The organism is Blastococcus sp. KM273129 (genome assembly GCF_021698995.1).
GTDB lineage: Bacteria > Actinomycetota > Actinomycetes > Mycobacteriales > Geodermatophilaceae > Blastococcus.
In genome coordinates this window covers 1-24476 of sequence record NZ_SSXB01000060.1, presented here as the reverse complement: position 1 = coordinate 24476, position 24476 = coordinate 1, and the positions used below count along the sequence as shown (strand labels likewise).

Annotated in this window: 29 protein-coding genes and 1 tRNA gene; 8 read left to right on the top strand and 22 right to left on the bottom strand. The window is 75.6% G+C overall.

Going from position 1 to position 24476, the window contains the following annotated elements:
• Window positions 1–175: 175 nt before the first annotated feature.
• A complete protein-coding gene (locus E9565_RS15885) occupies window positions 176–637 on the top strand; it encodes an SRPBCC family protein (protein ID WP_236827971.1) in 462 nt (153 codons plus the stop codon).
• A gap of 57 nt (window positions 638–694) precedes the next feature.
• On the opposite strand, the gene E9565_RS15880 is transcribed toward E9565_RS15885, so the two are convergent.
• The 4 genes from E9565_RS15880 to E9565_RS15865 are packed head-to-tail and all read right to left on the bottom strand — an operon-like array spanning window position 695 to window position 4944.
• Complete coding sequence (locus E9565_RS15880) at window positions 695–955, bottom strand: HPr family phosphocarrier protein (RefSeq protein WP_236827970.1); 261 nt, start codon at window positions 953–955, stop codon at window positions 695–697.
• A gap of 47 nt (window positions 956–1002) precedes the next feature.
• On the bottom strand, window positions 1003–3126 hold the full coding sequence (locus E9565_RS15875) for a fructose-specific PTS transporter subunit EIIC (RefSeq protein ID WP_236827969.1): 2124 nt from the start codon (window positions 3124–3126) through the stop codon (window positions 1003–1005).
• Between the two features lie 19 nt (window positions 3127–3145).
• Window positions 3146–4177 carry a 1-phosphofructokinase family hexose kinase gene (locus E9565_RS15870; protein ID WP_236827968.1) on the bottom strand — a complete coding sequence of 344 codons (1032 nt, stop codon included), beginning with the start codon at window positions 4175–4177 and terminating at the stop codon, window positions 3146–3148.
• Window positions 4174–4944: a DeoR/GlpR family DNA-binding transcription regulator gene (locus tag E9565_RS15865; RefSeq protein WP_236827967.1), complete on the bottom strand. Its 771-nt coding sequence runs from the start codon at window positions 4942–4944 to the stop codon at window positions 4174–4176. Before E9565_RS15865 ends, E9565_RS15870 begins: the two co-directional genes overlap by 4 nt.
• A gap of 152 nt (window positions 4945–5096) precedes the next feature.
• Here E9565_RS15865 and E9565_RS15860 point away from each other — a divergent pair, with 152 nt between their 5' ends.
• The 3 genes from E9565_RS15860 (at window position 5097) to E9565_RS15850 (ending at window position 9332) form a co-directional block, all read left to right on the top strand.
• The gene (locus E9565_RS15860; RefSeq protein WP_236835837.1) at window positions 5097–6797 is read left to right on the top strand and encodes a putative PEP-binding protein; all 1701 of its coding nucleotides are present in this window, start codon (window positions 5097–5099) and stop codon (window positions 6795–6797) included.
• A gap of 133 nt (window positions 6798–6930) precedes the next feature.
• Entirely contained in the window at window positions 6931–7080 is a 150-nt protein-coding gene (locus E9565_RS15855; protein ID WP_236827965.1) for a hypothetical protein, read from the top strand.
• A gap of 158 nt (window positions 7081–7238) precedes the next feature.
• The gene (locus E9565_RS15850; RefSeq protein WP_236827964.1) at window positions 7239–9332 is read left to right on the top strand and encodes a sensor domain-containing diguanylate cyclase; all 2094 of its coding nucleotides are present in this window, start codon (window positions 7239–7241) and stop codon (window positions 9330–9332) included.
• A gap of 4 nt (window positions 9333–9336) precedes the next feature.
• Here the strand turns inward: E9565_RS15850 and E9565_RS15845 are convergent, their stop codons facing one another.
• The 12 genes from E9565_RS15845 to E9565_RS15795 all read right to left on the bottom strand — a co-directional run bounded on the left by E9565_RS15845 (window position 9337) and on the right by E9565_RS15795 (window position 16961).
• Entirely contained in the window at window positions 9337–10170 is an 834-nt protein-coding gene (locus tag E9565_RS15845; RefSeq protein WP_236827963.1) for a tyrosine-protein phosphatase, read from the bottom strand.
• Window positions 10167–11069, bottom strand: coding sequence for a 3-methyladenine DNA glycosylase (locus tag E9565_RS15840; RefSeq protein ID WP_236835835.1), 903 nt, complete (start codon window positions 11067–11069; stop codon window positions 10167–10169). Before E9565_RS15840 ends, E9565_RS15845 begins: the two co-directional genes overlap by 4 nt.
• An 86-nt stretch (window positions 11070–11155) precedes the next feature.
• Window positions 11156–11308 (bottom strand): hypothetical protein, encoded by a 153-nt coding sequence (locus E9565_RS15835; RefSeq protein WP_236827961.1) that lies wholly within the window; start codon window positions 11306–11308, stop codon window positions 11156–11158.
• Window positions 11305–11556, bottom strand: coding sequence for a hypothetical protein (locus E9565_RS15830; RefSeq protein WP_236827960.1), 252 nt, complete (start codon window positions 11554–11556; stop codon window positions 11305–11307). Before E9565_RS15830 ends, E9565_RS15835 begins: the two co-directional genes overlap by 4 nt.
• 157 nt (window positions 11557–11713) lie before the next feature.
• Window positions 11714–13558, bottom strand: a complete 1845-nt coding sequence (locus E9565_RS15825) for an acyl-CoA dehydrogenase (protein WP_236835833.1) — start codon at window positions 13556–13558, stop codon at window positions 11714–11716.
• Between the two features lie 138 nt (window positions 13559–13696).
• A complete protein-coding gene (locus E9565_RS15820; protein WP_236835831.1) occupies window positions 13697–14071 on the bottom strand; it encodes a lipopolysaccharide assembly protein LapA domain-containing protein in 375 nt (124 codons plus the stop codon).
• Window positions 14068–14238: a hypothetical protein gene (locus E9565_RS15815; protein ID WP_236827957.1), complete on the bottom strand. Its 171-nt coding sequence runs from the start codon at window positions 14236–14238 to the stop codon at window positions 14068–14070. The genes E9565_RS15820 and E9565_RS15815 overlap by 4 nt, the downstream gene beginning before the upstream one ends.
• 139 nt (window positions 14239–14377) lie before the next feature.
• Entirely contained in the window at window positions 14378–14803 is a 426-nt protein-coding gene (locus E9565_RS15810; protein WP_236827956.1) for a hypothetical protein, read from the bottom strand.
• Between the two features lie 15 nt (window positions 14804–14818).
• A complete protein-coding gene (locus tag E9565_RS15805) occupies window positions 14819–15445 on the bottom strand; it encodes a TetR/AcrR family transcriptional regulator (RefSeq protein ID WP_236835829.1) in 627 nt (208 codons plus the stop codon).
• A 149-nt stretch (window positions 15446–15594) separates the two neighbouring features.
• On the bottom strand, window positions 15595–15729 hold the full coding sequence (locus E9565_RS22655) for a hypothetical protein (RefSeq protein ID WP_255716072.1): 135 nt from the start codon (window positions 15727–15729) through the stop codon (window positions 15595–15597).
• Between the two features lie 89 nt (window positions 15730–15818).
• The gene (locus E9565_RS15800) at window positions 15819–15974 is read right to left on the bottom strand and encodes a hypothetical protein (protein ID WP_236827954.1); all 156 of its coding nucleotides are present in this window, start codon (window positions 15972–15974) and stop codon (window positions 15819–15821) included.
• Between the two features lie 63 nt (window positions 15975–16037).
• Complete coding sequence (locus E9565_RS15795) at window positions 16038–16961, bottom strand: PfkB family carbohydrate kinase (RefSeq protein ID WP_236835827.1); 924 nt, start codon at window positions 16959–16961, stop codon at window positions 16038–16040.
• A gap of 104 nt (window positions 16962–17065) precedes the next feature.
• Here E9565_RS15795 and E9565_RS15790 point away from each other — a divergent pair, with 104 nt between their 5' ends.
• The 4 genes from E9565_RS15790 (at window position 17066) to E9565_RS15775 (ending at window position 19919) form a co-directional block, all read left to right on the top strand.
• The gene (locus tag E9565_RS15790) at window positions 17066–17407 is read left to right on the top strand and encodes a DUF3140 domain-containing protein (protein ID WP_236827952.1); all 342 of its coding nucleotides are present in this window, start codon (window positions 17066–17068) and stop codon (window positions 17405–17407) included.
• Window positions 17408–17413: 6 nt separating this feature from the next.
• Window positions 17414–18118 (top strand): methyltransferase domain-containing protein, encoded by a 705-nt coding sequence (locus tag E9565_RS15785; protein ID WP_236827951.1) that lies wholly within the window; start codon window positions 17414–17416, stop codon window positions 18116–18118.
• 73 nt (window positions 18119–18191) lie between these two features.
• Window positions 18192–19220, top strand: coding sequence for a type III polyketide synthase (locus tag E9565_RS15780; protein ID WP_236835825.1), 1029 nt, complete (start codon window positions 18192–18194; stop codon window positions 19218–19220).
• 66 nt (window positions 19221–19286) lie between these two features.
• Window positions 19287–19919: a response regulator transcription factor gene (locus E9565_RS15775; RefSeq protein ID WP_236835823.1), complete on the top strand. Its 633-nt coding sequence runs from the start codon at window positions 19287–19289 to the stop codon at window positions 19917–19919.
• Window positions 19920–19925: 6 nt separating this feature from the next.
• Here E9565_RS15775 and E9565_RS15770 read toward each other — a convergent pair whose 3' ends face one another.
• The 6 genes from E9565_RS15770 to E9565_RS15745 all read right to left on the bottom strand — a co-directional run.
• Window positions 19926–21551, bottom strand: a complete 1626-nt coding sequence (locus E9565_RS15770; protein ID WP_236835821.1) for a GAF domain-containing protein — start codon at window positions 21549–21551, stop codon at window positions 19926–19928.
• A 192-nt stretch (window positions 21552–21743) separates the two neighbouring features.
• Window positions 21744–21817, bottom strand: a tRNA-Gly gene (locus E9565_RS15765).
• A 52-nt stretch (window positions 21818–21869) separates the two neighbouring features.
• Window positions 21870–22838, bottom strand: a complete 969-nt coding sequence (locus E9565_RS15760; protein ID WP_236827947.1) for a methyl-accepting chemotaxis protein — start codon at window positions 22836–22838, stop codon at window positions 21870–21872.
• Between the two features lies 1 nt (window position 22839).
• On the bottom strand, window positions 22840–23418 hold the full coding sequence (locus tag E9565_RS15755; RefSeq protein WP_236827946.1) for a PAS domain-containing protein: 579 nt from the start codon (window positions 23416–23418) through the stop codon (window positions 22840–22842).
• A 179-nt stretch (window positions 23419–23597) separates the two neighbouring features.
• Window positions 23598–24119 (bottom strand): IPT/TIG domain-containing protein, encoded by a 522-nt coding sequence (locus E9565_RS15750; protein ID WP_236835819.1) that lies wholly within the window; start codon window positions 24117–24119, stop codon window positions 23598–23600.
• A gap of 103 nt (window positions 24120–24222) precedes the next feature.
• A partial coding sequence (locus E9565_RS15745) for a hypothetical protein (RefSeq protein WP_236835817.1) occupies window positions 24223–24476 on the bottom strand: 254 nt, incomplete at its 5' end.

Sequence of the window (24476 nt, the reverse complement as noted above, 5' to 3'; positions counted from 1 at the left end):
GGAGATCAAGCGCTGCCTCAAGCGCTACATCGCCCGCGAGCTCTACCGACGCCTCGAATCACCACCCGCAGCGGCTTGACCCGGCATAGGAGCGTCCTGGCGTTCCCACGTGTCGGCCGGGCGCCGGTCGGGTAGGTGGGGCACGACCGATCAAGCGACACGAGGAGCTGAGAACGTGGCCAGCGTGCAGGAGTCCGTCGACGTCGACGTCCCGATCCGCGTCGCCTACGACCAGTGGACGCAGTTCGAGACGTTCCCGCAGTTCATGGGCGGGGTCGAGAAGATCACGCAGATCGACGACACCCACACCCACTGGGTCACCAACATCGACGGCGTCAAGCGCGAGTTCGACGCCGAGATCACCGAGCAGCACCCCGAGGAGCGGGTGGCCTGGACCAGCACCAGCGGTGAGGCCAAGCACGCCGGTGTGGTGACGTTCCACCGCCTGGACGACGCGAAGACCCGCGTGATGATCCAGATCGACTGGGAGCCCGAGGGCCTGGTCGAGAAGGCCGGCGCAGCGCTCGGCTTCGACGACCGTCAGGTCAAGGCCGACGCGAAGAAGTTCAAGGAGTTCATCGAGAGCCGGGGCAACGAGACCGGTGCCTGGCGCGGTGACGTGCAGCGCCCCAGCTGATCCCGGACCACGACGGCGCCCACCCCACGGGGGCGGGCGCCGTCGGTGTCTCTCGGCTCACTCCGCGTCGAGGTCCTGGGCCACCAGGTCGGCGATGCGGGTGACAGCTGCCTGGTCCTCGCTGGAGACGACGACCTCCGAGCCCTGTTTCGCGCCGAGAGTCATGATCATCAACGGCGATCCGGCGTCCACCGGGTTGCCGCCCGGGGTGGCCAGGGTGACGGGCACCCCGGCCTGCCCGACGGCCTCGGCGATCAGTGCGGCCGGGCGGGCGTGCAGCCCCACCCGGGAGCCGACGGTCACGGTCTGACTGGGCATGTGTCCTCTTTCTCGCTGTCGTGCGGGGGGTGGTCGCAGCGTGGCGGTCAGGTCGTGCCGGCGCGCGCCGGCACGGGCGTCGGGCTGTGCGCGTGCGCCAGGTCGACGGCGTCCTCCGGGGCGTCGTCGGCATCGCTGCGCCCGACGCTCTTCGCGACGGTGACCGCGAGGCCACCCACGACGGCGCCGATCGCGATGGCCAGCAGCCACAGCAGGAAGTTGCTGATCGCGAAGAAGACGAACACCCCGCCGTGCGGCGCCCGGGCTTCGATGTCCAGGACGGCCACGAGAGCGCCGGTGGTCGCGCCGCCGAGCATCATCGACGGGATCACGCGGACCGGGTCGGCCGCGGCGAAGGGGATGGCGCCCTCGGAGATGAACGAGAGACCGAGCAGCCAGGCCGCCTTGCCGTTCTCGCGCTCCGCGGCGGTGTAGAGCCGCGAGCGGACCGCGGTGCTGAGCGCCATGGCCAGCGGCGGCACCATCCCGGCGGCCATCACGGTCGCCATGATCGTGAACGAGCCGCTGGTCTGCGAGGCCAGCCCGGCGGTGGCGAAGAGGTACGCCGCCTTGTTGACCGGGCCGCCCAGGTCGAAGCACATCATCAGGCCGAGGATGATCCCGAGCAGGATGGCCGAGGACCCGCTGAGGCCGTTGAGCCAGTTCCCCAGGCCCTCGAGCGCCGCCGCCAGCGGGCGGCCCAGCAGCATCACCATGATCCCGCTGGAGATCAGCGTCGCCAGCAGCGGGATGATCACGACGGGCTGCAGCCCGCGCACGCCGGAGGGCAGCTTCCAGCGGCTGATCCACAGGGCCACCAGGCCGGCGAGGATGCCGCCCACCAGGCCGCCGAGGAAGCCGGCGCCCACGGTCAGGGACACCGCCCCGACGACGAAGCCGGGGGCGATGCCCGGCCGGTCGGCGATGGCGTAGGCGATGTAGCCGGCCAGGGCCGGGACGAGGAAGGCGAACGCCGCCTGGCCGAGGACCGTGCAGACCGCACCCAGGTAGCCGAGGATCCCGAAGCGGAGCTCCTCGGTGCTGTCGCCGACCGGGAGGTCGAGCAGCGAGTTGTTCAGCACCCAGCTCAGCGCGTAGCTCTGGCCGTCGGCGTCGGGGTTGCCGCTGACGATCTGGTAGCCGCCGAGCGCGAAACCCAGCGCGATGAGCAGGCCGCCCGCCGCGACGAACGGGATCATGTAGCTGACGCCGGTGAGCAGCCAGCGGCGGATCTCGGTGGCCGTTCCCGGTCGCCCCCCGCCGCCGGACGGGGCCGCGGCGCCCGAAGCGCTGCCGGGCACGCGGCGCGCGCTCGGGTCGTGCGCGGCGGCCAGCGCCTCGCGGATCATGGCGTCGGGTTCGTTGATGGCCCGCTTCGTGCCGCTCTGCACGAGCGGCTTGCCGGCGAACCGGTCCTGGTCCCGCACCCCGACGTCGACGGCGAAGATGACGGCGTCGGCGGCGCGGATGACGGCCGGGTCGAGCGGGGTGGACCCCGAGGAGCCCTGCGTCTCGACGTGGACGTCGACCCCGGCGGCCTCTCCGGCGGCGGCCAGCTTGTCGGCGGCCATGTAGGTGTGCGCGATGCCCGTGGGGCAGGCGCTGACCACCACGACGCTCGCGCGGGCGGCGGGCTCCGGCGGCGGCCCCCCGGAGGGCACCGCGGCCGGGGCGGTCGCCGCCGAGCCGGCGGTCGCCCCGGCCGGTGCGGTCGCGGGCGCCGGGGAGACGACCTCCTCGACCAGCGCGACGATCTCCGCGTCCGAGGTCGCCGACCGCAGCGAGGCGACGAACTCCGGCCGCACGAGGGCGCGAGCCAGCGCGGTCAGGAGGGTGAGGTGGTCGGCATCGCCGTGGGCGGGGGCCGCGATGAGGAAGGCGAGGTCGGCAGGGCCGTCGGGGGCGCCGAAGTCCACCGCCGGGGAGAGGCGGGCGAAGGCGAGCGACGGCTCGGTCACCGCCTCGGAGCGGCAGTGCGGGATCGCGATGCCCCCGGGCAGGCCGGTCGCCGCCTGCGCCTCACGGGCCAGGACGTCGCCCCGCAGGGCGTCGGCGTCGGTGGCCCGGCCGGCGGCGGCGACCAGTTCGGCGAGCCGGCGGACGACGGCGGCCTTGTCCGTCCCGAGATCGGCGTCGAGCGCGACCAGGCCGGGGGTGATCAGTGCGGGCATGGGTCCCCTCCCGGAGGGGTCAGAGGGCGTCCCGGCCGGCGGCCGGGACGGGGTTCGGGGCGATGGGGTTCGTGCTGCCGGGGAGCCCGGCGGTGACCCGTACTGCTGGACCGTCCACCTGGGCCGGGGTGGGGACGGCGGATCCGGGGAGCGACGCACTGGCCGCTCCGTAGGCGACGGCGTTGCGCAGCCGCTCGGCCGGCGGCTCGCCGGCGAGGGAGGCGAGGAGGTGCCCGGCGAGGCTGCAGTCGCCCGCGCCGACCGTGCTGCGGACGGTCACCCGCGGCGGACGGGCCGACCAGAGCTCGCCGTCGGCCGTGGAGAGGAGCGCGCCGTCCGCGCCGAGCGTGAGCAGCACCTCGGCGACGCCGCGATCGTGCAGCGAGCGCACCGCGGCGAGCATCGCGGCCGGGTCGTGGAGCACGTCGTCCTCGGTGAGAGCGGCGAGCTGGGCCAGCTCCTCGGCGTTCGGCTTCAGGAGGTCGGGGGCGGCGTCGGGTCCCGCGGCCAGCAGCGCGACCAGCGGCGCCTCGCTGGTGTCCACGGCGATGCGTGCCCCGGTGTCCCGGAGCGAACGGACCAGGTCGGCGTACCAGTCGGCCGGTGTCGACGGCGGCAGGGAGCCGGAGAGGACGACCCACTCCGCTGCGGCGGCGTGCCCGTGCAGGACACCGCTGAGCGCGCCCCGCGACGTCTCGGTGAGCGGGGCGCCCGGCTCGTTCAGCTTCGTGGTGGTGCCGGCGGGGTCGACCAGGGTGTAGTTGGTCCGCACCGGGGCCCGGACGGGAACCGTGGCCAGCTCGAGGCCGAGGCCGCGCAGCGCCGTCACGATCGGGTCCGACGCCGCCGCCGGGAGGATCGACACCACGTCGCCGCCCGCCGCGGCGATGGCGCGGGCCACGTTGACGCCCTTGCCCCCCGGTTCGGTGCTGGTGCCGGCCAGTCGCACGATGCCGCCCTGGACGAGCGGGCCGGGCAGCTCCAGCGTCCGGTCCAGGCTGGGGTTGGCCGTCAGGGTGACGACGCGGCCGGACCTCCTCGGGCCGGTCACGCGAGCACCACCTCGACGCCGGCCTTCTCCAGCTCGGCCACCACCCCGGGATCGGCCTTGCCGTCGGTGACCAGGACGTCGACGTCCTCGATCGCGGCATACCGCACCAGGTGCTCGCGGCCCAGCTTGCTGCTGTCGGCGAGGACCACCACCCGCTGCCCGGCCCGCACCATGGCCCGCTTCACCGCCGCCTCCGCGTCGTCCGGCGTGGTGAAGCCGTGGTCGGGGGTGATGCCGTTGGCGCCGAGGAAGGCCACGTCGACGCGCAGCTCGGCGAGCGCGCGGACGGTCGTCTCGCCCACCGCGCACTGGGTGACACCGCGGACGCGGCCGCCCAGCACGTGCAGCGTGACGCCGCCGGTCCCGGAGAGCCGGGAGGCGATGGGGACCGAGGAGGTGACGGCGAGCAGCCGGCGGTCGGCGGGCAGGAGCTCGGCGAGGGCGGCCGTCGTCGTCCCGCCGTCCAGGACGATGCTGCCCTCCGGGCCGGGCAGGAGTGCCAGGGCCGCTGCGGCGATCGCGCGCTTCTCCTCGCCGTGCGTGCGGTGCCGTTCGCCCAGGCCCGGCTCGACCAGGGTGAGGGCGCCGGCCGGCACGGCTCCGCCGTGCACCCGGCGCAGCATGCCGGCCCGCTCCAGGACGGCGAGGTCGCGACGGACGGTCTCCGTCGTGACGCCGAACTCCTCGGCCAGGGCGGCGACGGCCAGCCGGCCGCGGTCGGTCACCAGCGCCGCGATCGCCTGCTGGCGTTCCTCGGGATAGAGCACGGGCCCTCCGGGACGGTCGGCGGTGGTGTTCGAATCTGTGGATTCGGTGTTGTGCTTGTGTTGTTTTACGTCCGATCCGTTGACAAGTCAACAGGAATTCGTGACGCTGATCACGCCACCCGCCCTCCCGTGCCGCGCCCAGCGAGGTCCCCATGTCCAGCACCGTCTCCCGGCCCGCGACCGCGGGTCCTGCCGTCCTCACCGGCACCCCGGTGGTCCCGGGCGCTGCCGTCGGACCCGTCGTGCGGCCCGTCGGGGTGATCCGCCTGCCCACCGACGACGGCGCCGAGGTGCCCGTCGCCGAGCGGGAGCCGGAGAAGGCCCGCTACGGCGCGGCCGCCGAGACGGTGGCCGAGCGGCTCACCTCGCGCGCCGCGGCGGCGACCGGGGTGAGCGCGGAGGTGCTCAGCACCACGGCGGGCATCGCGCGCGACCGGGCGCTGCGCACGGCGGCGGAGCAGCGGATCGACGCGGGCGCCCCGGCCGCCGTCGCCGCGGTGCAGGCCGCGCAGCAGTTCATGGACATGTTCGCGGCGCTGGGCGGCCTGATGGCCGAGCGCGTGCCGGACGTGCGCGACGTCCGCGACCGGATCGTCGCCGAGCTCACCGGTCAGGGCGAGCCCGGCGTCCCCGCGCCGGACGTGCCGTCGATCCTGCTCGCCGACGACCTCGCGCCGGCCGACACCGCGGGCCTGGACCCGGCGCGGATCCTGGGGCTGGCCACCCGCCTGGGCGGCACGACCAGCCACACCGCGATCATCGCCCGCCAGCTGGGCCTGCCCTGCGTCGTCGGCGTCGGCGGGTTGGACGCGGTCCCCGCCGGGGCCACGGTGCTCGTCGACGGCGAGCAGGGCACGGTGACGGTGGACCCTGAACCGGAGCAGGCGCGGGCGCGCGTGGCTGCTGCCCGGCTGGCCGCGGATGCGCTGGCCGCCTACCGGGGTCCCGGGCGCACGAAGGACGGGCACGTCGTCCAGGTGCTGGCGAACGTGCAGGACGGTGCCGGGGCCCGGGCCGCCGCCCGTGCACATGCCGAGGGCGTCGGGCTGTTCCGCACGGAGCTGGCCTTCCTGGGCCGCGCGGAGGAGCCCTCGGTCGAGGAGCAGGCGACCGGGTACGCCGAGGTCCTGGCGGCCTTCCCGGGCCGGAAGGTCGTCGTCCGGACGCTCGACGCGGGATCGGACAAGCCGCTGGCCTTCGCCACCCCACCCGACGAGGCCAACCCTGCCCTCGGTGTCCGTGGCCTGCGTGTGGCCCGCCGCGACCCGGGGCTGCTCGAGCGCCAGCTCGACGCGATCGCCGAGGCGGCGGCGCGGACGGCCTCGACGCCCTGGGTCATGGCGCCGATGGTGGCCACCGTGCCGGAGGCCGCCGGTTTCGCGGCCGCCGTGCGCGGGCGGGGGCTGGTGCCCGGCGTGATGATCGAGGTGCCCTCGGCCGTCCTGCACGCCGAGCGCTTGCTGGCCCACGTGGACTTCCTGTCCATCGGCACCAACGACCTGTCCCAGTACGCCCTCGCCGCCGACCGGCTCTCCGCCGATCTCGCCGAGCTCACCGACCCGTGGCAGCCGGCGCTCCTCGAACTGGTGGCGCTCACGGCGGCTGCCGGTCGGCGGGCCGGGAAGCCGGTGGGCGTCTGCGGGGAGGCCGCCGCCGACCCCCTGCTGGGGTGCGTCCTCGTCGGGCTCGGCATCACCTCGCTGTCCTGCGCCACGTCCGCTGTCGCCGGTGTGGGTGCCCGCCTGTCCACCGTCGAGCTCGACGCGTGCCGGCGTGCTGCCGAGGCGGCGCTGGCGACCGACGAGCCGCTGGCGGCCCGCACGGCCGCGCAGGAGGCCCTCGCCGGGACGTGACGACTCTCACCCGGTGGGGTGACGAACCTTCGGTGACTTCTCATAACGGCCGACGTTTCGACGGATTAGAGTCATAGATGCCTGCGTTACTACGGCTGCAGGCGAGACACTCCGACGAAAGAGGCAGTAAGCGATGAGCAGCGTGACGGCCAGCTGGCGGCGGCGTCGGCAGGTGGCGCGTACCCGGCGGGCCCTGGACAGGGCGCTGGCCCGCACCAGCAGCCCGGCGATGCGGGACGAGCTCCTGACGATGGCGAACGGCAACCACTTCCTCGGCCGCTGAGCCCCGGCCGCGCCCCGCGCGGCCCGTAGAACCGACCCCGGTCTCCCTTCAGGGACCGGGGTCGCGTGCGTTCCGGAGCAGGCCCCCGACCTGCGACCGCCTCACCCGAACCGGTCGGTTCCGCTCAAGCAAGGCCCGGGCGCGCCGATCACCGACCCGTGGGCACAGGAGAACCCGGCAGCGGTGGCGCGACCGCCGCGCCACCGGACGAGCCGCGGGAGACCCCGGGCATCACCGTGGTCGGGCTGCTCGCCTACGTCCGCCGGCACGGTGGGGACGAGGCCGTCGCCGCGGTGCTCGCCCGGGCCGGCCTGGGCGACGTCGCCGACCAGGCGGCGGACCAGGCCCGCTGGTGGAGCTACGACACCCGGATCCGGCTCTTCGAGGCGGCGACCGAGGTCCTGGGCGACCCCGGGACGATGTTCCACGTGGGCACGGCCGCCCTGCGCAGCGGCCTCGGGCACTCCCTCCTCCTCGTCCTGCGCGCGCTCGGCACCCCCCGGCAGGTGTTCCGCCAGCTGCCGCGCGCGGCAGCCAAGTTCACCACCGTCTCCCGCATGGAGGTCCTCGAGACCACCGCGACGTCGGCGACCGTCGCCCTGCACCTGGCCGACGGCTACGCACACTCGCCGCTGGACTGCGCGTACGCGCGGGGCCTGGCGGTGATGGTGCCGGTGATCTTCGGTCTGCCCCGAGGCGTCCTGGCGCGTGCCGAGTGCTGCGTCGACGGGACCCGCACCTGCGTCTACCGCCTGACCTGGGAGCGTCGCTCGCTCCTGCGCCGCCGGCGACCGGACGCCGGCGGGGCCGATCCCGAGCGCGCGGCGCTGCGGGGGCAGTTGCGCACCCTCCAGTCGGCCGCCGCCGACCTCGTCGCCGGCGAGGAGCTGGACACGGTCCTGCGCCGCATCGTGACCCGAGCGGGAGAGGCGGTGCTCGCCCCGGCACACCTGCTCGTGGTCACCGCTCCGGACGGCGGTCCGCCGCTGGTCCACGGCGCCGGCATCCCCGCGGCCCGGCTGCCCGGCCTGGCCGAGCGCATCCTGGCCGGCGACGACCTGGGCCGCACCGCCGTGGTGGTCGACGTCGCCTCCGCACGTCGCCGGCACGGCAGGCTGGCCGCGATCTACCCCTCCGCCGACGGCGAGATGGCCGACGAGCAGGCCATGCTGGCCGCTTACGCCGGGCACGCCGCCGCGGCGATCGACCTGATCACCGCCCTGGAGGCCGCCCGCACCGAGGCCGACCGGGCCGGGGCCCTGCTGGAGCTCTCGCACGAGCTCGCCGGCGCGGCCGACCCCGCCGAGGTCGCCGAACTGGTCACCGCCGCGCTGCTGCGGGTCGTCGGCTGCTCCCGGGCCAGCCTCCTGCTGTGGGACGCCGGTGCCGGGCTGCTGCGGACGTCCGCGACCGCCGGCTTGTCCGACGAGCAGGCGGCGGTCATGCGCTCGGCCGCGCTGCGCCCCGAGGACATCCCGGAGCTGATGGGGCTGCTGACCGACCGGGACCCGCTCGTCCTCGACGCCGCGACGTCCAGCCCTCCGCTCCGCGCCCTCCTGCGCGGTGTGGGTAGCGCGCGGGTGGTCGCCGTCCCCCTGCTCGCCGGCTCGGCGTTCCTCGGGGTGGCGACGGCCGGCTGGCCGGCTGCCGCGGCGCCCGCTGAGCCCGGCGGGGACGTGCTGGCGCGGCTGTGCGGTGTCGCCGACCAGGCGGCCACGGCGCTCCAGAAGGCCCGGCTGCTGGACACCGTCCGGCACCAGGCCACGCACGACGCCCTGACCGGCCTGCCCAACCGGGTGCTGTTCGCCGAGCGGCTGGAGACTGCGCTTGCCGGCGCGGGAGCCGGCGGCGGTCTCGGCGTGCTCTTCTGCGACCTGGACGGCTTCAAGGCCGTCAACGACTCGCTCGGTCACGCTGCCGGCGACGAGCTCCTGCGCCAGGTGTCGGCGCGGCTGCGCGCCGCCGTGCGCCCGGAGGACACGGTGGGCCGGCTCAGCGGCGACGAGTTCGCCGTCGTGCTCCCCGACCTCGCCGGGGACGGCGACGCGCGGGCGGTCGCCGACCGGATCAGGGCCTGCTTCGACGAGCCGTTCCGCCTGGAGGGCACCCCGGTGCGGGTGGGCACCAGCGTCGGCGTCGCCGTGCTCGGTGCGGACGGCGGGCGGGACGCGGACGCGCTGCTCCGCCAGGCGGACGCGGCGATGTACCGCGAGAAGCAGCGGCGGGCCGGGCCGGCGCCCGCCGCCCGCTGACCCCTCACCCCCGCAGCCGCGCGCGCAGCGCCCCCTGCTCGTCGGCGCCGAAGCCGTGCGCGTGCAGCCAGCCCGTCGGGCCGTCGAACCGCTCGTCGAGCAGGGCCAGCAGCCGTTCCATCGTCTCGGCCCGCGGGGTGTGGCTGGCGACGTCCCGGGTGACCATGTCCTCGGCGTACGTGGGGGAGGCGGCCAGCTTCGCCACCAGCGCGTCGATGATCTCGGCGGTCAGCGCGTAGTCGGCGACGATCTCCTCGTGCGGCACGCCGGCGACCGCGAGCGCCAGCGCGCAGACCACGCCGGTGCGGTCCTTCCCTGCGGCGCAGTGCACCACCGACGCCCCGCCCGGGGCCCGGGTGAGCGCCCGCAGCGCCCCGACGACGTTCTCCGAGCGCTGGCCGAGGTACCCGAGGTACGAGCGCACGGCGGGCGGCTCGCCCTCGTCGTGCGCCGCGACCTGGCGGGGCAGCAGCGACTCGGCCCAGCCGGCCCCGAGGTCCAGCTGCGGGTCCTCGTCCTCCACCGCGAAGACGTCGGTGTGGTGGCCCCGCTCGGGCAGCAGGGTGAAGTGCCGGTGGGTCACCTCGGGGACGGCGCGCAGCGGACCGCGCCCCTCGAGCAGGATCTCCGCCGTGGTGCGCAGGTCGACCACCTGGCGCAGCCCGAGCTCACCGACCAACCGCCGGACGTCGGCGTCGGTGAGCGTCTGCAGGTTGTCGCTGCGCAGGATGCGGCCGCTCGCCGTCCGCCCGCCGTCGCTGGTGGGCAGCCCGCCCAGGTCACGCATGTTCGTGGTGCCGTCGAGCCGGATCCAGCGGTGGGCGTGCGGAGAGGTCACGGCTGCGACGGTACGGCGTCGCCCGGGACGTCGGCGAGGAGCGCCGAGCACACCGCGATGAGCCGTCGCCGCAGCTCCGCGCCCCGGGCGGTGAACCCCCGCTGCGCGGCCGCGTACGCGGCCTTGCCCTCCGGCGTCTCGACGGCGACCGGCTCGTACCCGTGGTCGCGCAGGTCGTACGGCGAGGCCCGCATGTCCAGCTCCCGGATCTCCACGGCCAGCTCGAAGCAGTCGGCGACCAGCTCGCCCGGGGTGGCGGGGCTCAGCTTGTAGGCCCACTTGTAGAGGTCCATCCCCGCGTGGAGGCAGCCCGGTTGCTCCAGCCGGAGCTGGTCCTCGCGGGTGGGCTGGAGCCGGTTCCGCGGCGCGGCGGCCGGGGTGAAGAACCGGAAGGCGTCGTAGTGGCTGCACCGCACGGGGTGCGCCTCGACGACGGCGTCGGTCCCCGCCCGGCCCAGGCGCAGGGGGACGGGGTGCCGGGTGCCGGTGTCGCGGTAGACCATCGCCCACTCGTGCAGGCCGAAGCACCCCGTGAACGCCGGGCGGGACGCCGTCGCCTCCAGCAGGCGGTGGACGAAGCGCACGGTCCCGCCGCGGTCGGCCAGGAAGGCCCGGGTGTCGAGCCGCACGGCCGCACCGTCGCGGACGTACCAGCGCCGGCCCTCGTGCGGCGCGGGGGCCGCGAGGGCGACGCCCGCACCGGGGTGCCAGCGACGCAGCCGGCCCGGGGTCTCGGAGTAGTAGGTGAAGAGGAAGTCCAGGACCGGGTGGGTCTCCCCGCGGAGGCGGCGCTCGCGGTGGGGGGCCGCCCACCGGTCCACCCGCTCCTCGTGGGCAGCGGTCCGGGCCTGCCACTCGTCGGCCGTCAGGACCGGCGGCTGGTCGATGGGCGGCTGCACCCGCTCAGGGTAGGAGCCCCTCCGGGGACGGGGGCCGTGATGCCCGGCGCCGACCGGCTGTCGGCCGGAGGCGGTGGTCGTCCCCCTCAGTCGGCCTCGTTGCCGGGGCGGGTGACCGAGTCGTCCTGCTGGGCCTCGTCGTCCGTGGTGAGCGTGACGTCGTCGGCGTCCGTCGGGGCGGCGGCGTCGCCGGTGGTGTCGGGGGACTCGCGGTACCCCGTCGGCTGCGACTCGCTCATCGGCCGTCGTCCCCCGATCGCCCGGTCGGGCCCGCGACCTCACCGGAGGCGCCGGCCCGGGTGGCGCGCGCGACGTCGCCGTCCGCGCGGGCGGGCAGGTCGTCCCCCTGGGCGGCGTCCCGCTCGACGCCTTCCTCGGCGGTCAGCGGCACGTCGTCGAAGGAGGAGGCGAGGTCGCTGTTGGCCCCCGTGCCCGACGCGGTCGGTACGTCCTGCTGGATGCGGTCGCTGCCCTGCGGATCGGTCATGCCGGCCTCCTGTCCGTCGGCTGTCCTCTCGCCCATGCCCGTCGTCGTCTGCCCCAAACGACCGAGGCCGCCTCCCGGTGGGGGAGACGGCCTCGGCGCGAGGACCCGGTGCGTCAGGGGGACGGCACCTGGTGGCGGTGCCGTCCGGAGGACGACGTCAGAAGGCGGCCTCGTCGACCGCCATCAGGGCGTTGTCGGTGGCCTCGACGATCGCCCGCTCGCCGGCCAGCCTCGGCAGCACCTGGGTGGCGAAGAAGCGGGTGGCCGCGAGCTTGCCCTCGTAGAAGTGGCGGTCCTTCTCGCCGACCTCGCCCGACAGCGCGGCCAGGGCGACCTCGGACTGGCGGACCAGCAGCCAGGCGGTGATCAGGTCGCCGGCGGCGAGCAGGAGGCGGGAGGTGTTCTGCCCGACCTTGTAGAGGCTGGTCATGTCCTCCTGCGCCGCGGTGAGCTGGCCGAACATCGCCGTCAGCATGCCCTGCACGTCGGCGAGCGCGGTCGCCAGCAGCGCCCGCTCCTCCTTGAGCCGCCCGTTGCCGGCCTCGGCGTCGATCGTGGCCTGGATCTGGCCGGCCAGCCAGGTCAGCGCCACGCCGCCGTCCTTGACGATCTTCCGGAAGAAGAAGTCCTGGCCCTGGATCGCCGTCGTGCCCTCGTAGAGGGTGTCGATCTTGGAGTCCCGGATGTACTGCTCGATCGGGTAGTCCTGCAGGTAGCCCGAGCCGCCGAGGGTCTGCAGCGACTCGCTCGTGAGCAGCTGGGTGGCCCGCTCGGAGCCGAAGCCCTTCACGATCGGCAGCAGCAGGTCGTTGACCCGCTCGGCGAGCCGCGCCTCCTCGCTGTCGGCGGTGCCGGCGGCCTGCGCCTCGGTGACCTGGTCGCGGAAGCTCGCGGCGTACAGGTACAGGGCGCGCATGCCCTCGGCGTAGGACTTCTGCAGCATCAGCGAGCGGCGGACGTCGGGGTGGTGGGTGATGGGAACGCGCGGGGCGTCCTTCGACGTCGCCGTCAGGTCGGCGCCCTGGACGCGGTTCTTCGCGTAGTCCAGCGCCACCTGGTAGCCGGCCGAGAGGGTGGCGATCGCCTTGGTGCCGACGAACATCCGGGCGTACTCGATGATCTTGAACATCTGCGCGATGCCGTCGTGCACCTCGCCGACCAGCCACCCCTGGGCGGGGACGGGGCCGTCGCCGAAGGTGACCTCGCAGGTCGTGGAGACCTTCAGGCCCATCTTCTTCTCGACGTTGGTGACGTAGGCGCCGTTGCGCTCGCCCAGCTCCCCGGTCTCGAGGTCCACGTGGAACTTGGGGACGACGAACAGCGACAGCCCCTTGGTGCCCGCCTTCGCGCCCTCGGGGCGGGCCAGGACGAGGTGGATGATGTTGTCGCTCAGGTCGTGCTCGGCGGAGGTGATGAAGCGCTTCACGCCGGTGATGTGCCAGGAGCCGTCGGCCTGCTGCACGGCCTTCGTCCGGCCGGCGCCCACGTCCGAGCCGGCGTCGGGCTCGGTGAGCACCATGGTGGCGCCCCAGCCCTTCTCGATCATCAGCCGGGCGAGCTTCTTCTGCTCCTCCGTGCCGAGGTCGAACAGCGTCTGGGCGAAGCCGGGGCCCGAGCCGTACATGAAGACGGCGGGGTTGGCGCCGAGCACCATCTCGTAGGCGGCCCAGGTCAGCGCCGCGGGGGCGCCGAAGCCGCCGAGCTCCTCGGAGAGGTCCAGCCGCCACCACTCGCCGTCGGTGAGCGCCTGCACCGACCTCTTGAAGGACTCCGGCAGGGTCACCGAGTGGGTCGCCGGGTCGAACACCGGCGGGTTGCGGTCGGCGTCGGCGAAGGAGGCGGCGATCGGCCCCTCCGCCAGCTTGCGGATCTCGGCCAGCACACCACGCGCGGTCTCGGCGTCCATCTGGGCGAACGGCCCGGTGCCGAGGCGGTCCTTGGTGTCGAGGAACTCGAACAGGTTGAACTCGAGGTCCCGCAGGTTGGCGGTGTAGTGCGTCATGGCGCTCTGGGCTCCCGTGCTCCGTGCCGGCGTGCGGCCTGTTGCTACTCGCGAGTAACAAACGCTATTACTCGCGGGTAGCAACGGCAAGCACCCCGGCCGCGGACACCCGGGAACCGGGCGCCTGACCCGGAGGGGTCAGCGCTTGCGGCGCCGAGCGCGCGTCACCGCACCGGCCAGCCACACCAGCAGGCCGCCCAGCGCCGCCGCGACCAGCAGGGCGACGACGAGCGGGCCCTCCACGTCGGTGAAGACGAGGCTGATCTGCACCGACTGGCCGTTGAAGACCACGAAGAGCACGAGCACGACGGTGACGAAGATCAGCAGGGCCAGCGCCAGCGAGCGGCCGATGGCGCGCCCGGTGTGCCGTTCCCGGGCTGGGGCCGGCTGCTGGGGCGGCCGCTCGGCCGTGCCGCCCGGCTCGGTGGCGGGGTCGCCGGAGGTCGGGGAGCCCAGGCCGACGCTCAGCGGGTCGCGCTGCGCGCCGGCGGGGTCCCGTCCGGGGCCGGTCACCGGGCGTCCGGTTCGGTGTCGGCGGGCGGGTAGGCCGGGCCGGCGATGCCGTCGGCCGGGCCTTCGGTGGCGCCCAGGGAGTCGCGGTCCTCGCCGGGCGCCTTCTGCGCGCCGAGCGGCTGGGCCTCGCGGTCGGATCCAGCGTTGTTCTCGTCCGGCATGGTCATGCGCAGTGATCTTCCCGCCGTCGCGGGCGGGGAAACGGGGAGGCCAGCGGCCCCTCCCCCGGCTCGGTGCGACATCGGCGCTCTCGGGCCGTCGGGGAGCGCTTCGGCCCGAGATCGCCGATGTCGGGGATCCTCGCCGTCAGTCGGCCAGCGCCGGGCCGGCCTGGTGCGCCGGGTGGCCGTCGGTGCGCTCCCGCTGCTTCATGCGGGCCTCGAACACGTGCCGGTCGCCGCCCGCGAGCTCGTCCCGGGCCCGGGCGTCGTAGTCGCGGAAGGTGCCCCAGTAGTTCTCGTCGAAGTCCTCGACGATCTGGAAGGTCCACCGGTCGGCGATGACGTTGCGCCCCACCAGGTCCCGGTCGAGGTCGTCGGCGAGCCGGGCGGCACCGGCGGCCCGGAAGAGCTCGACGGACTCCTGCAGGAGACGGTCGGCCTTGCCGGTCAGCTGGTGGAAGGCGTACAGGAAGCCCCGGGCCTGGTCGACGGTCTCCAGGGCCTCGGACAGCTTGCCGAGCGCCTCCACGGTCCGGTCGTCGAGGTCGGGGCGGGTGCGGTCGTCGGTCACCGGCCCATCCTGCGGTCAGGCGCGGGCGACCGCGATCTCGATGAGCCGCTCGGCCAGCTGCCGGCCGTGGGCGGCGGGGCCGTCGGGGCCCAGCAGCCCGCCCGACAGGTACATGCCGTCGATGATCAGGTGGACCTGCGCGGCGAGGTCCTCGCCGTTCCCCGGCACGATCTCGTCGGCGAGCCGCTCCAGGCGGGCGTGCAGCTCGAACTTGTAGTCGGCCGCGGCGCTGCGGGCGGGGTGCTGCGGGTCGTCGTACTCGCTGCTCACGTTGGTGAACGGGCAGCCGCGGAACCCGGTGCGGGTGACGTCGCGCTCGACGGCGTCGACGACCGACAGCAGCGCCGCCCGCGGGTCGCCCTTGAGCCGCTCGAGCTCGGCGTCGATGAACGCGAGCACGGTGGCCGCCTTGCGGCTGAGGTACGCGCCGACCAGGTCGTCCTTGCTCTTGAACAGCCGGTAGACCGTCATCTTGCCCAGGCCGGTCTCCCGGACCAGCTCGTCCATGCCCACGCTGCGCGAGCTGCGCCCGGCGAAGAGCCGCTCGGCGGTGTCCAGCACGATCGCTTGCCGCTCGGCGCGGCTGCGGCGAACCGGCGCCGTGGCGTCGTCTGCGGTGGACAGGGGCATGGCGGCGGTCACGCCAGCGATCGTGCACCAGGTCGTGACGGAGCAGTTCGCGGCACGCCGACCCTGCTCGCTGTGGGTGACGAGAGGCCCCAGGGCTCCGCGGGGCGCCGGGGGAAGGAGGTGACGGTGTGGCGACGCTGCGTGACGGCGACGCCGCGGGGTCAGGCCCGGCGGGTGCGCCGGGGGTTGGCCAGCAGCCGGGCGACGGCCCGCGCCGCGGCGTCGGACGAGGAGTCGCCCCGCGCCTCGTCGCTCGGCTCGTGGGTGTCCCGGGCGTGCTGCAGTTCGTCAGCCATGGGCCGAGGCGTGCCCGGGCGGTGACGGCGGGAAACCGGCGCGCGCCGACCAGGGGGTGAGACGTCGGTCACCGCGGCCGGGTGCCCGGTCAGGTGTCCGGGGTGTCGGCGCCACCGCCGGCGGTGTCGGTGCCGCCCTCGGCCGGTTCCTCCGGGTGCGGCGTGCGGCCGCTGCCGGGCTGCTCGCCGGCCGGGTCCCCCTCGGCGCGCTCGGCGCTGCGGGGCGTGCGGTGGGATTCGCTCATCGCGGGTTCCTCCTCCGTGGGTCGGGGAGCCTGTGCCCGGTCCGGCGGCGCGGAAACCGGCGGTCAGCCCACCGGCGTGGCCAGCGGCACCCGTGGGAGCAGGTCGCGCAGGGTCTCCTCGTCGGGCAGCGCACCGCGCGCTCCGGCGCCGGTGGTCGACGACGCCGCGGCCGCGACGGCCTGCCGGACGGCGGTGGGCAGGTCGGCGTCGGTGGCCAGCGCCTGCCCCAGCGCACCGCAGAAGCAGTCGCCCGCCCCGGTGGTGTCGACGGCGGTCACCGGCGGCGGCGCCTGCAGCAGGGCCGGCCCGCCCGCGGGGACGACCAGGGCGCCGCGCGCGCCCAGCGTGACGACGACGGCGCCCGCCGTCACCCGGCGGGCGAGCTGCACGAGCTCGCCGGGTGAGCGCTCCCCGGGGTCGGCCCCCGCCAGCAGCACCAGTTCGTGCTCGTTCGGGACCAGCACGTCGACCCGCTCGAGCAGGGCGGCCGGCAGCGCGGCGGGCGGCGCCGGCGTCAGCACGACGGTGCCGGTCGCGGCCCGGGCCGCCGCCTCCACCGCCGGCAGCGGCACCTCCAGCTGCAGGAGCACCACCCGCGCGGACCGCACCGACGGGACGTCGACGTCCTCCGGCGCCAGCTCGGCGTTGGCGCCGGGCACGACGACGATCAGGTTCTCGCCGCTGCCCGCCTCCACGGGGATGGTCGCGGTCCCGGTGGGGGCGCCGGTGGTGCGCAGCACCCGGCTGACGTTGACGCGGGAGGAGGCCAGCGCCGCCAGCTGCCGGTCACCGGCCGGGTCGTCGCCCACCCGGCCCACCATGTGCACGCCGCCCCCCAGGACGCCGGCCGCGGCGGCCTGGTTGGCACCCTTCCCGCCCGGGGCGAGCGCGGAGTCGCGGGCCACGACGGTCTCCCCCCGGCCGGGCAGCCGGTCGACGGAGACGAGGACGTCCTCGTTCAGGCTGCCGACGACGGTGACGGACACGGGGACCTCCGGGGACGGGACAGGGGTACCAGCAGTACCAGACGCCCCGTTTCCGCCGGCCGGCGCGGCGGTACCGGGGAGGCGACCGACCGAGCGGAGGAAGCATGGCGAGCGACGACCCCGACACCACCCGGCGGGAGTTCGGCGAGGCGGTCAACATGACCGCGGGCGAACTCGAGCAGTGGCTGGCGACCGAGGAATCGCGGTCGGTCGGGCAGAAGGACGGCGACGGCGAGTCCACCGGTCACGCGTCGGGGCGGCGGATCGTCGAGCTGCTGCGCACGAAGAAGGGCGACCTCGACGACGACGACCTCGCACACATGCGCAAGGTGCACGGCTACGTGGCCCGCCACCTCGCCCAGCGGCCGTCCCAGGAGGACGTCGAGACCTCCCGGTGGCGCTACAGCCTGATGAACTGGGGGCACGACCCGCTCAAGGAGGGATAGGCCCCCGTGCGAGAGACCGCCCTGCCGCGCAACGACCCCGCCCAGTACGACGACCTCGCCGACCAGTGGTGGCAGCCCGCGGGCGGGTTCGCCGCCCTGCACTGGCTCGCCGCCTCGCGCGCCGAGCACATCCCGCCGGCGAGCGGCAGCGCCCTGCTGGTCGACCTCGCCTGCGGCGGGGGGCTGATGGCCCCGCACGCGGCACGGCTCGGGTACCGGCACGTCGGGGTGGATCTCGGGTTCGAGGGGCTGCGGACGGCGCGGGCCCACGGCGTCCTGCCGGTGCGCGGCTCGGTGCTCGCCGTCCCGCTGGCCGACGGCTGCGCGGACGTCGTCGTCGCCGGCGAGATCCTCGAGCACGTCGAGGACGACGTCGCGGTGCTCGCCGAGTGCGCCCGCCTGCTCCGGCCGGGCGGCGTCCTGGTCGTCGACGCGCTGGCCGCCACCCGCATCGGCCGGTTCCTCATGGTCACCGTGGCCGAGCGGCTGCCCGGCGGCCCGCCGCCGGGGATCCACGACCCGGCCCTCTTCGTCGACCGCGCCCGGTTGCTCGCCGCCGCCGACCGGCTGGGCCTGGAGCTGCGCCTGGTCGGGCTGCGCCCGTCGCTTCGCGACGCCGTCGCCTGGCGGCTGGGCCGCCGCGACTCGGTGCGGATGAGACCGATCCGGTCCACGGCCGTCGTCTTCGCCGGTTACGGGCGCAAACGGTGACCGGGCGACGCCGGGGCCGCGCACGTACCGTCGGCGGCATGATCCCGAGCAGGGCGGCCGTGGGGCCGCGGTCGTGACCGCCGCCGTCCTCACCGGGGCCGGCGCCGCACTGCCCACCACCCTGGAGCAGGAAGCCGCCTGGGACGGGTTCTTCGCCACCCACTACGAGGGCGTGCGCGCCGCCCGAAGGATCTTCCTCGGCGCGGGGGTCGACCGCCGGCACGCGGTGGCCAACCCCATGGACGAGGACCTCAGCGGCTGGGGCACCGGCGCACGGATGGCCCGGTACATCCAGGAGGCGCTGCCGCTCGGCAAGCAGGCGGTGGCCGGCGCCCTGGACTCCGCCGGGCTGGCCCCCGGCGACGTCGGGCTGTTCGCCGTCGCCACCTGCACCGGCTACGCGACGCCGGGTCTGGACATCCGGCTGGCCAGCGACCTCGGCATGCCCGCGGGGCTGCAGCGGCTGCTCGTGGGGCACATGGGCTGCTACGCGGCCATCCCGGGGCTCGCGGCCGTCGGCGACTTCGTCACCGCGCGGTCCCGGCCCGCGGTGCTGCTCTGCTGCGAGCTGACCAGCCTGCACGTGCAACCGGCCCAGGCCGACCTCGAGCAGGTGGTGGCGCACGCGCTCTTCTCCGACGCCGCCGCGGCCGTGGTCGTCGAGCCCGGCGCGGGGCGCGGCCGCCGGCTGGCGGGGGTGGTGGCGCGCACCGACGCCTCCACCGCCGACCACATGACCTGGGACGTCACCGACCTCGGCTTCCGCATGGGGCTCTCCCCGCGGGTGCCCGACGTGCTGTCGCGGCACGTGGGCGACGTCGTCGACGAGCTGCTCGCCGGGGCCGGGCTGCGCCCCGAGGACGTCGCCGGCTGGGCCGTGCACCCGGGCGGCCCGCGCATCATCGACGTCGTCCGCGACGAGCTGGGGCTGCGCGAGGAGCAGGTCGGGGCCTCCCGCCGGGTGCTGGCCGAGCACGGCAACTGCTCGTCGGCGACGGTGCTGCTGGTGCTGCAGGAGCTCGCCGACGTCGACGGCCCGGTCGTGGCCATGGCGTTCGGGCCGGGGCTGACCCTCTACGCCGCGCTGCTGCTCCCGGCCTGACCCTGGGCGCGGGGGCCCGCCGCGCCCTAGGCTGCCCTCCCGAGGGATCGCGGGAGGAGGCCGCCCATGGCAGCGCCACCGCCGACCGTGCGGGTGTTCCTGGTCGACGACCACGAGGTGGTGCGCCGCGGGGTGGCCGACGTCCTCGAGGAGGACCCGGCCGTCTCCGTGGTGGGGGAGGCCGGCTCCTGCGCCGAGGCGCTGGCCCGCGCCCCCGCCGTCCGCCCGCACGTCGCCGTCCTGGACATGCGGCTCCCCGACGGGGACGGCGCCTCCCTCTGCCGCGACCTGACCGCCCGTCTCCCGGGCCTGCGCTGCCTGGTGCTCACCAGCTACGCCGACCGGGCGGCCCGCGACGAGGCCGTCCGGGCCGGCGCGGCGGGGTTCGTGCTCAAGCAGGTGCGCGGCTCGGCGCTGGTGCAGGCGGTGCGCACCGTGGCGGCGGGCGGCACCCTCCCCGAGATCGGGCCGCCGCCGCGACCGCGGTCGGGTGACCGGCTCGCGGTGCTCACCGACCAGGAGCGCACCGTCCTGGCGCTCATCGGGGAGGGGCTGACCAACCGCCAGATCGGCGAGCGGATGGGGCTGGCCGAGAAGACGGTGAAGAACTACACCAGCCACCTGCTGGCCAAGCTGGGGCTCGAGCGCCGCACCCAGGCCGCGATCCTCGCCACCGAGCTGCGCGACGGGCGCCGCTGACGCCGGTCAGCCCGGCAGCGGCACGGTCCACCGGATCTCGGTCCCCGAGGTCCCGGTGGAGATCTCCAGCCGGCCGCCCCGGCGCTCGGCGCGGTCGGCGAGGTTGGCCAGGCCGCTGCGCACGGTGACCGCCGGCAACCCACCGCCGTCGTCGGTGACGACGACGCGCACCTCGTCGCCCAGGGCCACACTCACCGTCACGCGGGTGGCGCCGGCGTGCCGCAGCACGTTGGTGACCAGCTCGCGGACCACGGCCACCACGTCGCCGGCCAGGTCCGGCGGCAGGTCCTCGACCTCGCTCCGCACCCGCAGGTCGGGGCGCAGCCCGTGCCCGTCGATCACCGACCGCACGACCTCGGCCAGCCGTCGCCGGACGGCGTCCGACGAGGAGTCCTGCGCGCCGTGCAGCTCGAAGATGGACGCCCGGATGCGGGCGATCGTCCCGTCGAGCTCGTCGACGTGCCCGGCGATCCGGCCGGCGACGTCGGGGGCGGTCTCCCCCAGCGAGCGGCCCAGCCGGTCCAGCGCCAGGGCGGTGGCGAAGATCCGCTGCACCACGTGGTCGTGCAGGTCGCGGGCGATGCGGTCGCGGTCGGCCTGCACCTGCAGCCGCCGCTCGCGCAGCTGGCTGCGGACCAGGCGCATGGCGACGGTGGCGTGGGTGACGAAGGCGGAGGCCGGTTCCAGCACCGCCGGGTCGAACGGGGGCCGGGTGCGCACGCGCAGCGCGACCAGGGTGGTCGGCGGGGACGGGCCGCCGAGCGGCAGGTAGAGGGCGGGGCCGTACCGGTCGGTGAACTCGCCGATCACCGGGGCGTGCGTCGCGCCGGGCTGCGTGCTGGCGACGTCCTCGACCAGCACGGGCGTGCCGGAGCGGTGCGCCTCCCCCAGGCGGGTGCCGGTGAGCGGGATGCGCACGCCCTCCGAGTCGGCAGCCTCCGGGCCGACGGCGGCGCTGATGATCAGCGTGCCCTCGTCGCCGGGCACCGGGACGAGGATGCCGACGGCGTCGGCGCCGGCGAGCTCGGCGACGCGGCCGGCCGCGTCGCGCAGCACCTCACCGGTCGTCCGGCCCGACAGCAGGGCGGTCGCCAGGTCCGTGCCGGCCTGCGACCACGCCCGGCGCTGCTCCGCGTGCTCGAGCAGGCGGGCGTTCTCGATGGCCAGCCCCGCCACCGCCGCCATGGCCCGGGTGATCTCCAGGTCGGCGGGGGTGAACTCGCCGCCGGTGCGCTTCTCGGTGAGGTACAGGTGGCCGAAGGCGGAGTCGCGGGCGCGCACCGGCACGCCGAGGAAGGACCGCATCGGGGGGTGCCCCGGGGGCACGCCGACCGAGGCGGGGTGGGTGCTCAGGTCGCCCAGCCGCAGCGGCGTCGGGTCCTGGACGAGCAGGCCCAGGATGCCGTCGCCCGCGGGCGGCCGGCCGATGCGCCGGTGGTCGTCGGCGTCCATGCCCACGGTGACGAACCGGTCCAGCGCGCTCCCGTCGGGGGTGAGCACGCCCAGGGCGCCGTAGCGGGCGTCGACGTGCCGCACGGCGACCGCCACGATCTCGTGGAGGGTCGCCTCGAGCTGCCCGCCCGAGGCCGCGGCCAGGACGGCGGCGGTCAGCGCCGCGGCGTCGTCGCTCACCGGGAGGACCGGCGGTCGGGCGGGGGCACGGCCTGACCGTAGGAGCGCGGCCCCCCCGGGGGAAGCGCTGCGGCCATCGTGGGGCACGAACTGCACGTTCCCCAGGGACCAAGGGCCCGGTTCCGTCCGGGACGGGGCCGTACCGGGGCGGGGATGCGTCGAGGCCCCGGTCGCAGCGACCGGGGCCTCGGGTGGAGCGGGTGACGAGAATCGAACTCGCACTGTCAGCTTGGGAAGCTGATGTTCTACCATTGAACTACACCCGCGAACGGCGCCGAGACTACCTGGTCGCCCCGCCGCCGCGACAGCCGCCCTCCCTCAGCGCCGCATCTCGGCCAGGAAGCCGGTGGCCTCCGAGCGCAGTTCCTCGGCCATCCGGGAGAGCCCGGTGACGTCGTCGTGGCCGGTGTTGAGCGACGCCGAGCCGTCCACCGCGGCGGCGATGCCGTCGACCAGCCCGTTCATCTCGTCGACGGTCGAGCTCACGCTGCTCATCACGGCCGCGACGTCCTCCGACGCCTGCCGGATCTGCTCCACCTGCGCGGTGACCCGCTCGGTCGCGCGGCCGGTCTGGTCGGCGAGGTCCTTGACCTCGGAGGCCACGACGGCGAACCCCTTGCCCGCCTCGCCCGCGCGGGCCGCCTCGATGGTGGCGTTGAGCGCCAGGAGGCGGGTCTGCGCGGCCACCGAGTCGATCAGCGCGATGATCTCCTTGATCTCGGCCGACGAGCGGGTGAGCGAGCCGATGGTGTCGCGGGCGGTGCCGACCTCGGCGCTGGCCGCCGACGCGGCCTGGGTCAGGCCGGACGCCGAGGCGCTGAGCTCGGTCGCCGCCGTCGCCACCTGCTCGGACATCGACAGGACCACGGACTCGAAGTCGTCGGCCAGCCGCAACCGGCTGCTCTGCGCGTCGGTGACCCGCCCGGCGGTCTCCTGCATCGCGGCGCGGGCGTCGTTGATGTCGACGGCGGTGCGGCGGAAGGAACCCAGCAGGCCCGTGGTCAGCAGCCGCCGGTGGAACCGCCCGTCGGCCGCCGAGCTCAGCGCGGCCGACGACTCGCGCACGAAGGCGTCGGAGACGTCGAGCGCCCGGTTGAGCGCGTGGTGCAGGGCGACCAGCTCGGGCACCTCCTCGGCGGCCGGGTCGATCCGGCTGCGGGCCTCGAGGTCACCGCGGGCGGCGGCCTCGCAGGCCGCCGTCAGCTGGCGGACGAAGGCGCGGTGGAGAGCGAGCTCCGCGGCGTCGGACCGCCGTGCGCCCTCGCCGCGCGCGGTGCGCAGGCCCATGTCAGCTCTCCTCGCGGTTGATGATCGACCAGATGAACTCCTCGTAGCCCTGCCCCTGCTCGGCGAGGACCTCGTCGAGCAGGGCGGAGGAGGCGGCGACCGCGCTGCGCGCGTTCGGGTGGCGGCGCTCCTCGGCGAGCAGCCGCTGGTAGAGGGGCAGCACCCGCTGGACGGCGCCCCGGGCGGGCCGGCGGCGGTTGGAGTGGTAGCCGACCACGGTGCCGCTCGCGTCGTAGGACGGCGTGACGTGCGCCAGCACCCAGTAGTGGCCACCGTCCGCCGCGAGGTTGTTGATGTAGGCGAAGACCTCCTGGCGGGCGCCGAGCGTGTCCCACAGCAGCTTGAAGACCGCGCGGGGCATCTCCGGGTGCCGGATGAGGTTGTGCGGCTGACCCAGCACGTCGTCGAGCCCGTAGTCGCTCACCCGCAGGAAGACGTCGTTGGCGTAGGTGATGATGCCGCGCAGATCGGTCTTCGACACGATCAGCTCGTCGGCGGCGAAGGGCCGTTCGCGCCCGGTGGGGCGGACGGCGGCACGGCTGCCGCGCGGGGCCGGTGCCGCCGGTCGGGTGTCGAGCACGTGAGGGGTCTCCCTGGGATTCGTCCGATCTCGTGCTCTACATCGGCAGACCGGGGGAGATGCGTACGGGCCGAAGGTCCCGTCCCGGCGGGTCGTCCGGAACTGCACCGCGCCCCGTCCGCATGGGGAAGTCGGACGGGGCGCGGTGGCTCAGGGGCGCCGGCGCGGCGCGGCGGGCGTCAGAGGGCGACGCCGGTGCACGAGGAGGCGCAGCCCACCGACCAGATGCCGCCCAGCGCGGCGAACCGGTCGGAGCGGACCAGCCGCTCGCCGTGGGGGCCGGTGCGCACCGCCGGAGCGGCGTCCGGTCCGGTGCCGACGCCGGGGGTGCCCGGTGCCGGGTTGCTGGGCGTTCCTGGTGCCGGGGTTCCCGGTGCCGGCGTGCCCGGTGCCGGCGCCGTCCCGCCGGGCGTGCTGCCGGAGGGGTCGTCAGCCGTGGCGTCGGCGTAGGTGAGCGCGCCGGCGAGCACCGTGGACCGGCCGTCCCGGGCGAGGACGGAGACGTCGTAGGTCCCCGCCGCACGCGCCGGGACCCGGACGCTGAGGCTCGTGGCGCTGCTGTGCACCACCGTGGCGGTGGCCGACGAGCCGATGCGGACCGTCGGCGTGCTCGGCAGCGACAGGCCGGTGATCGTCACCAGCGTCCCGCCCGCGGAGTCGACCAGGTTCGGGCTCAGCGAGGTGATGCGGAACGCGCCCACCTCCGGGTAGGTCGTCGTCCGCGACGGCGACGGCGCGGTGTCGGGTTCGGTGCCGCCCGGTGCGGTCGTCCCCGGGGTCCCGGGGGTCGGCGTCGTGGTGCCCTCACCCGGGCCGCCCGGAGCAGTGCCGCCGGGAGACGGCGCGGGCGCCGGGGTGGCCGGGGACGGCGCGGGCGCCGTGCCGGGGTCGGTGCCGCCCGGGGTGGGCGTGCCCGGTGCGGGGGCGCCGGGGGGCGTCGTGCCGGGCGCGGGGGCCGGCGTGGCCGGCTGGCCGCCGGGAGCCGGTGTGCCCGGAGCCGGTGTGCCCGGAGCGGGGGTGCCCGGTGCCGAGGTCGGGCCGCCCGGAGCAGTGCCGCC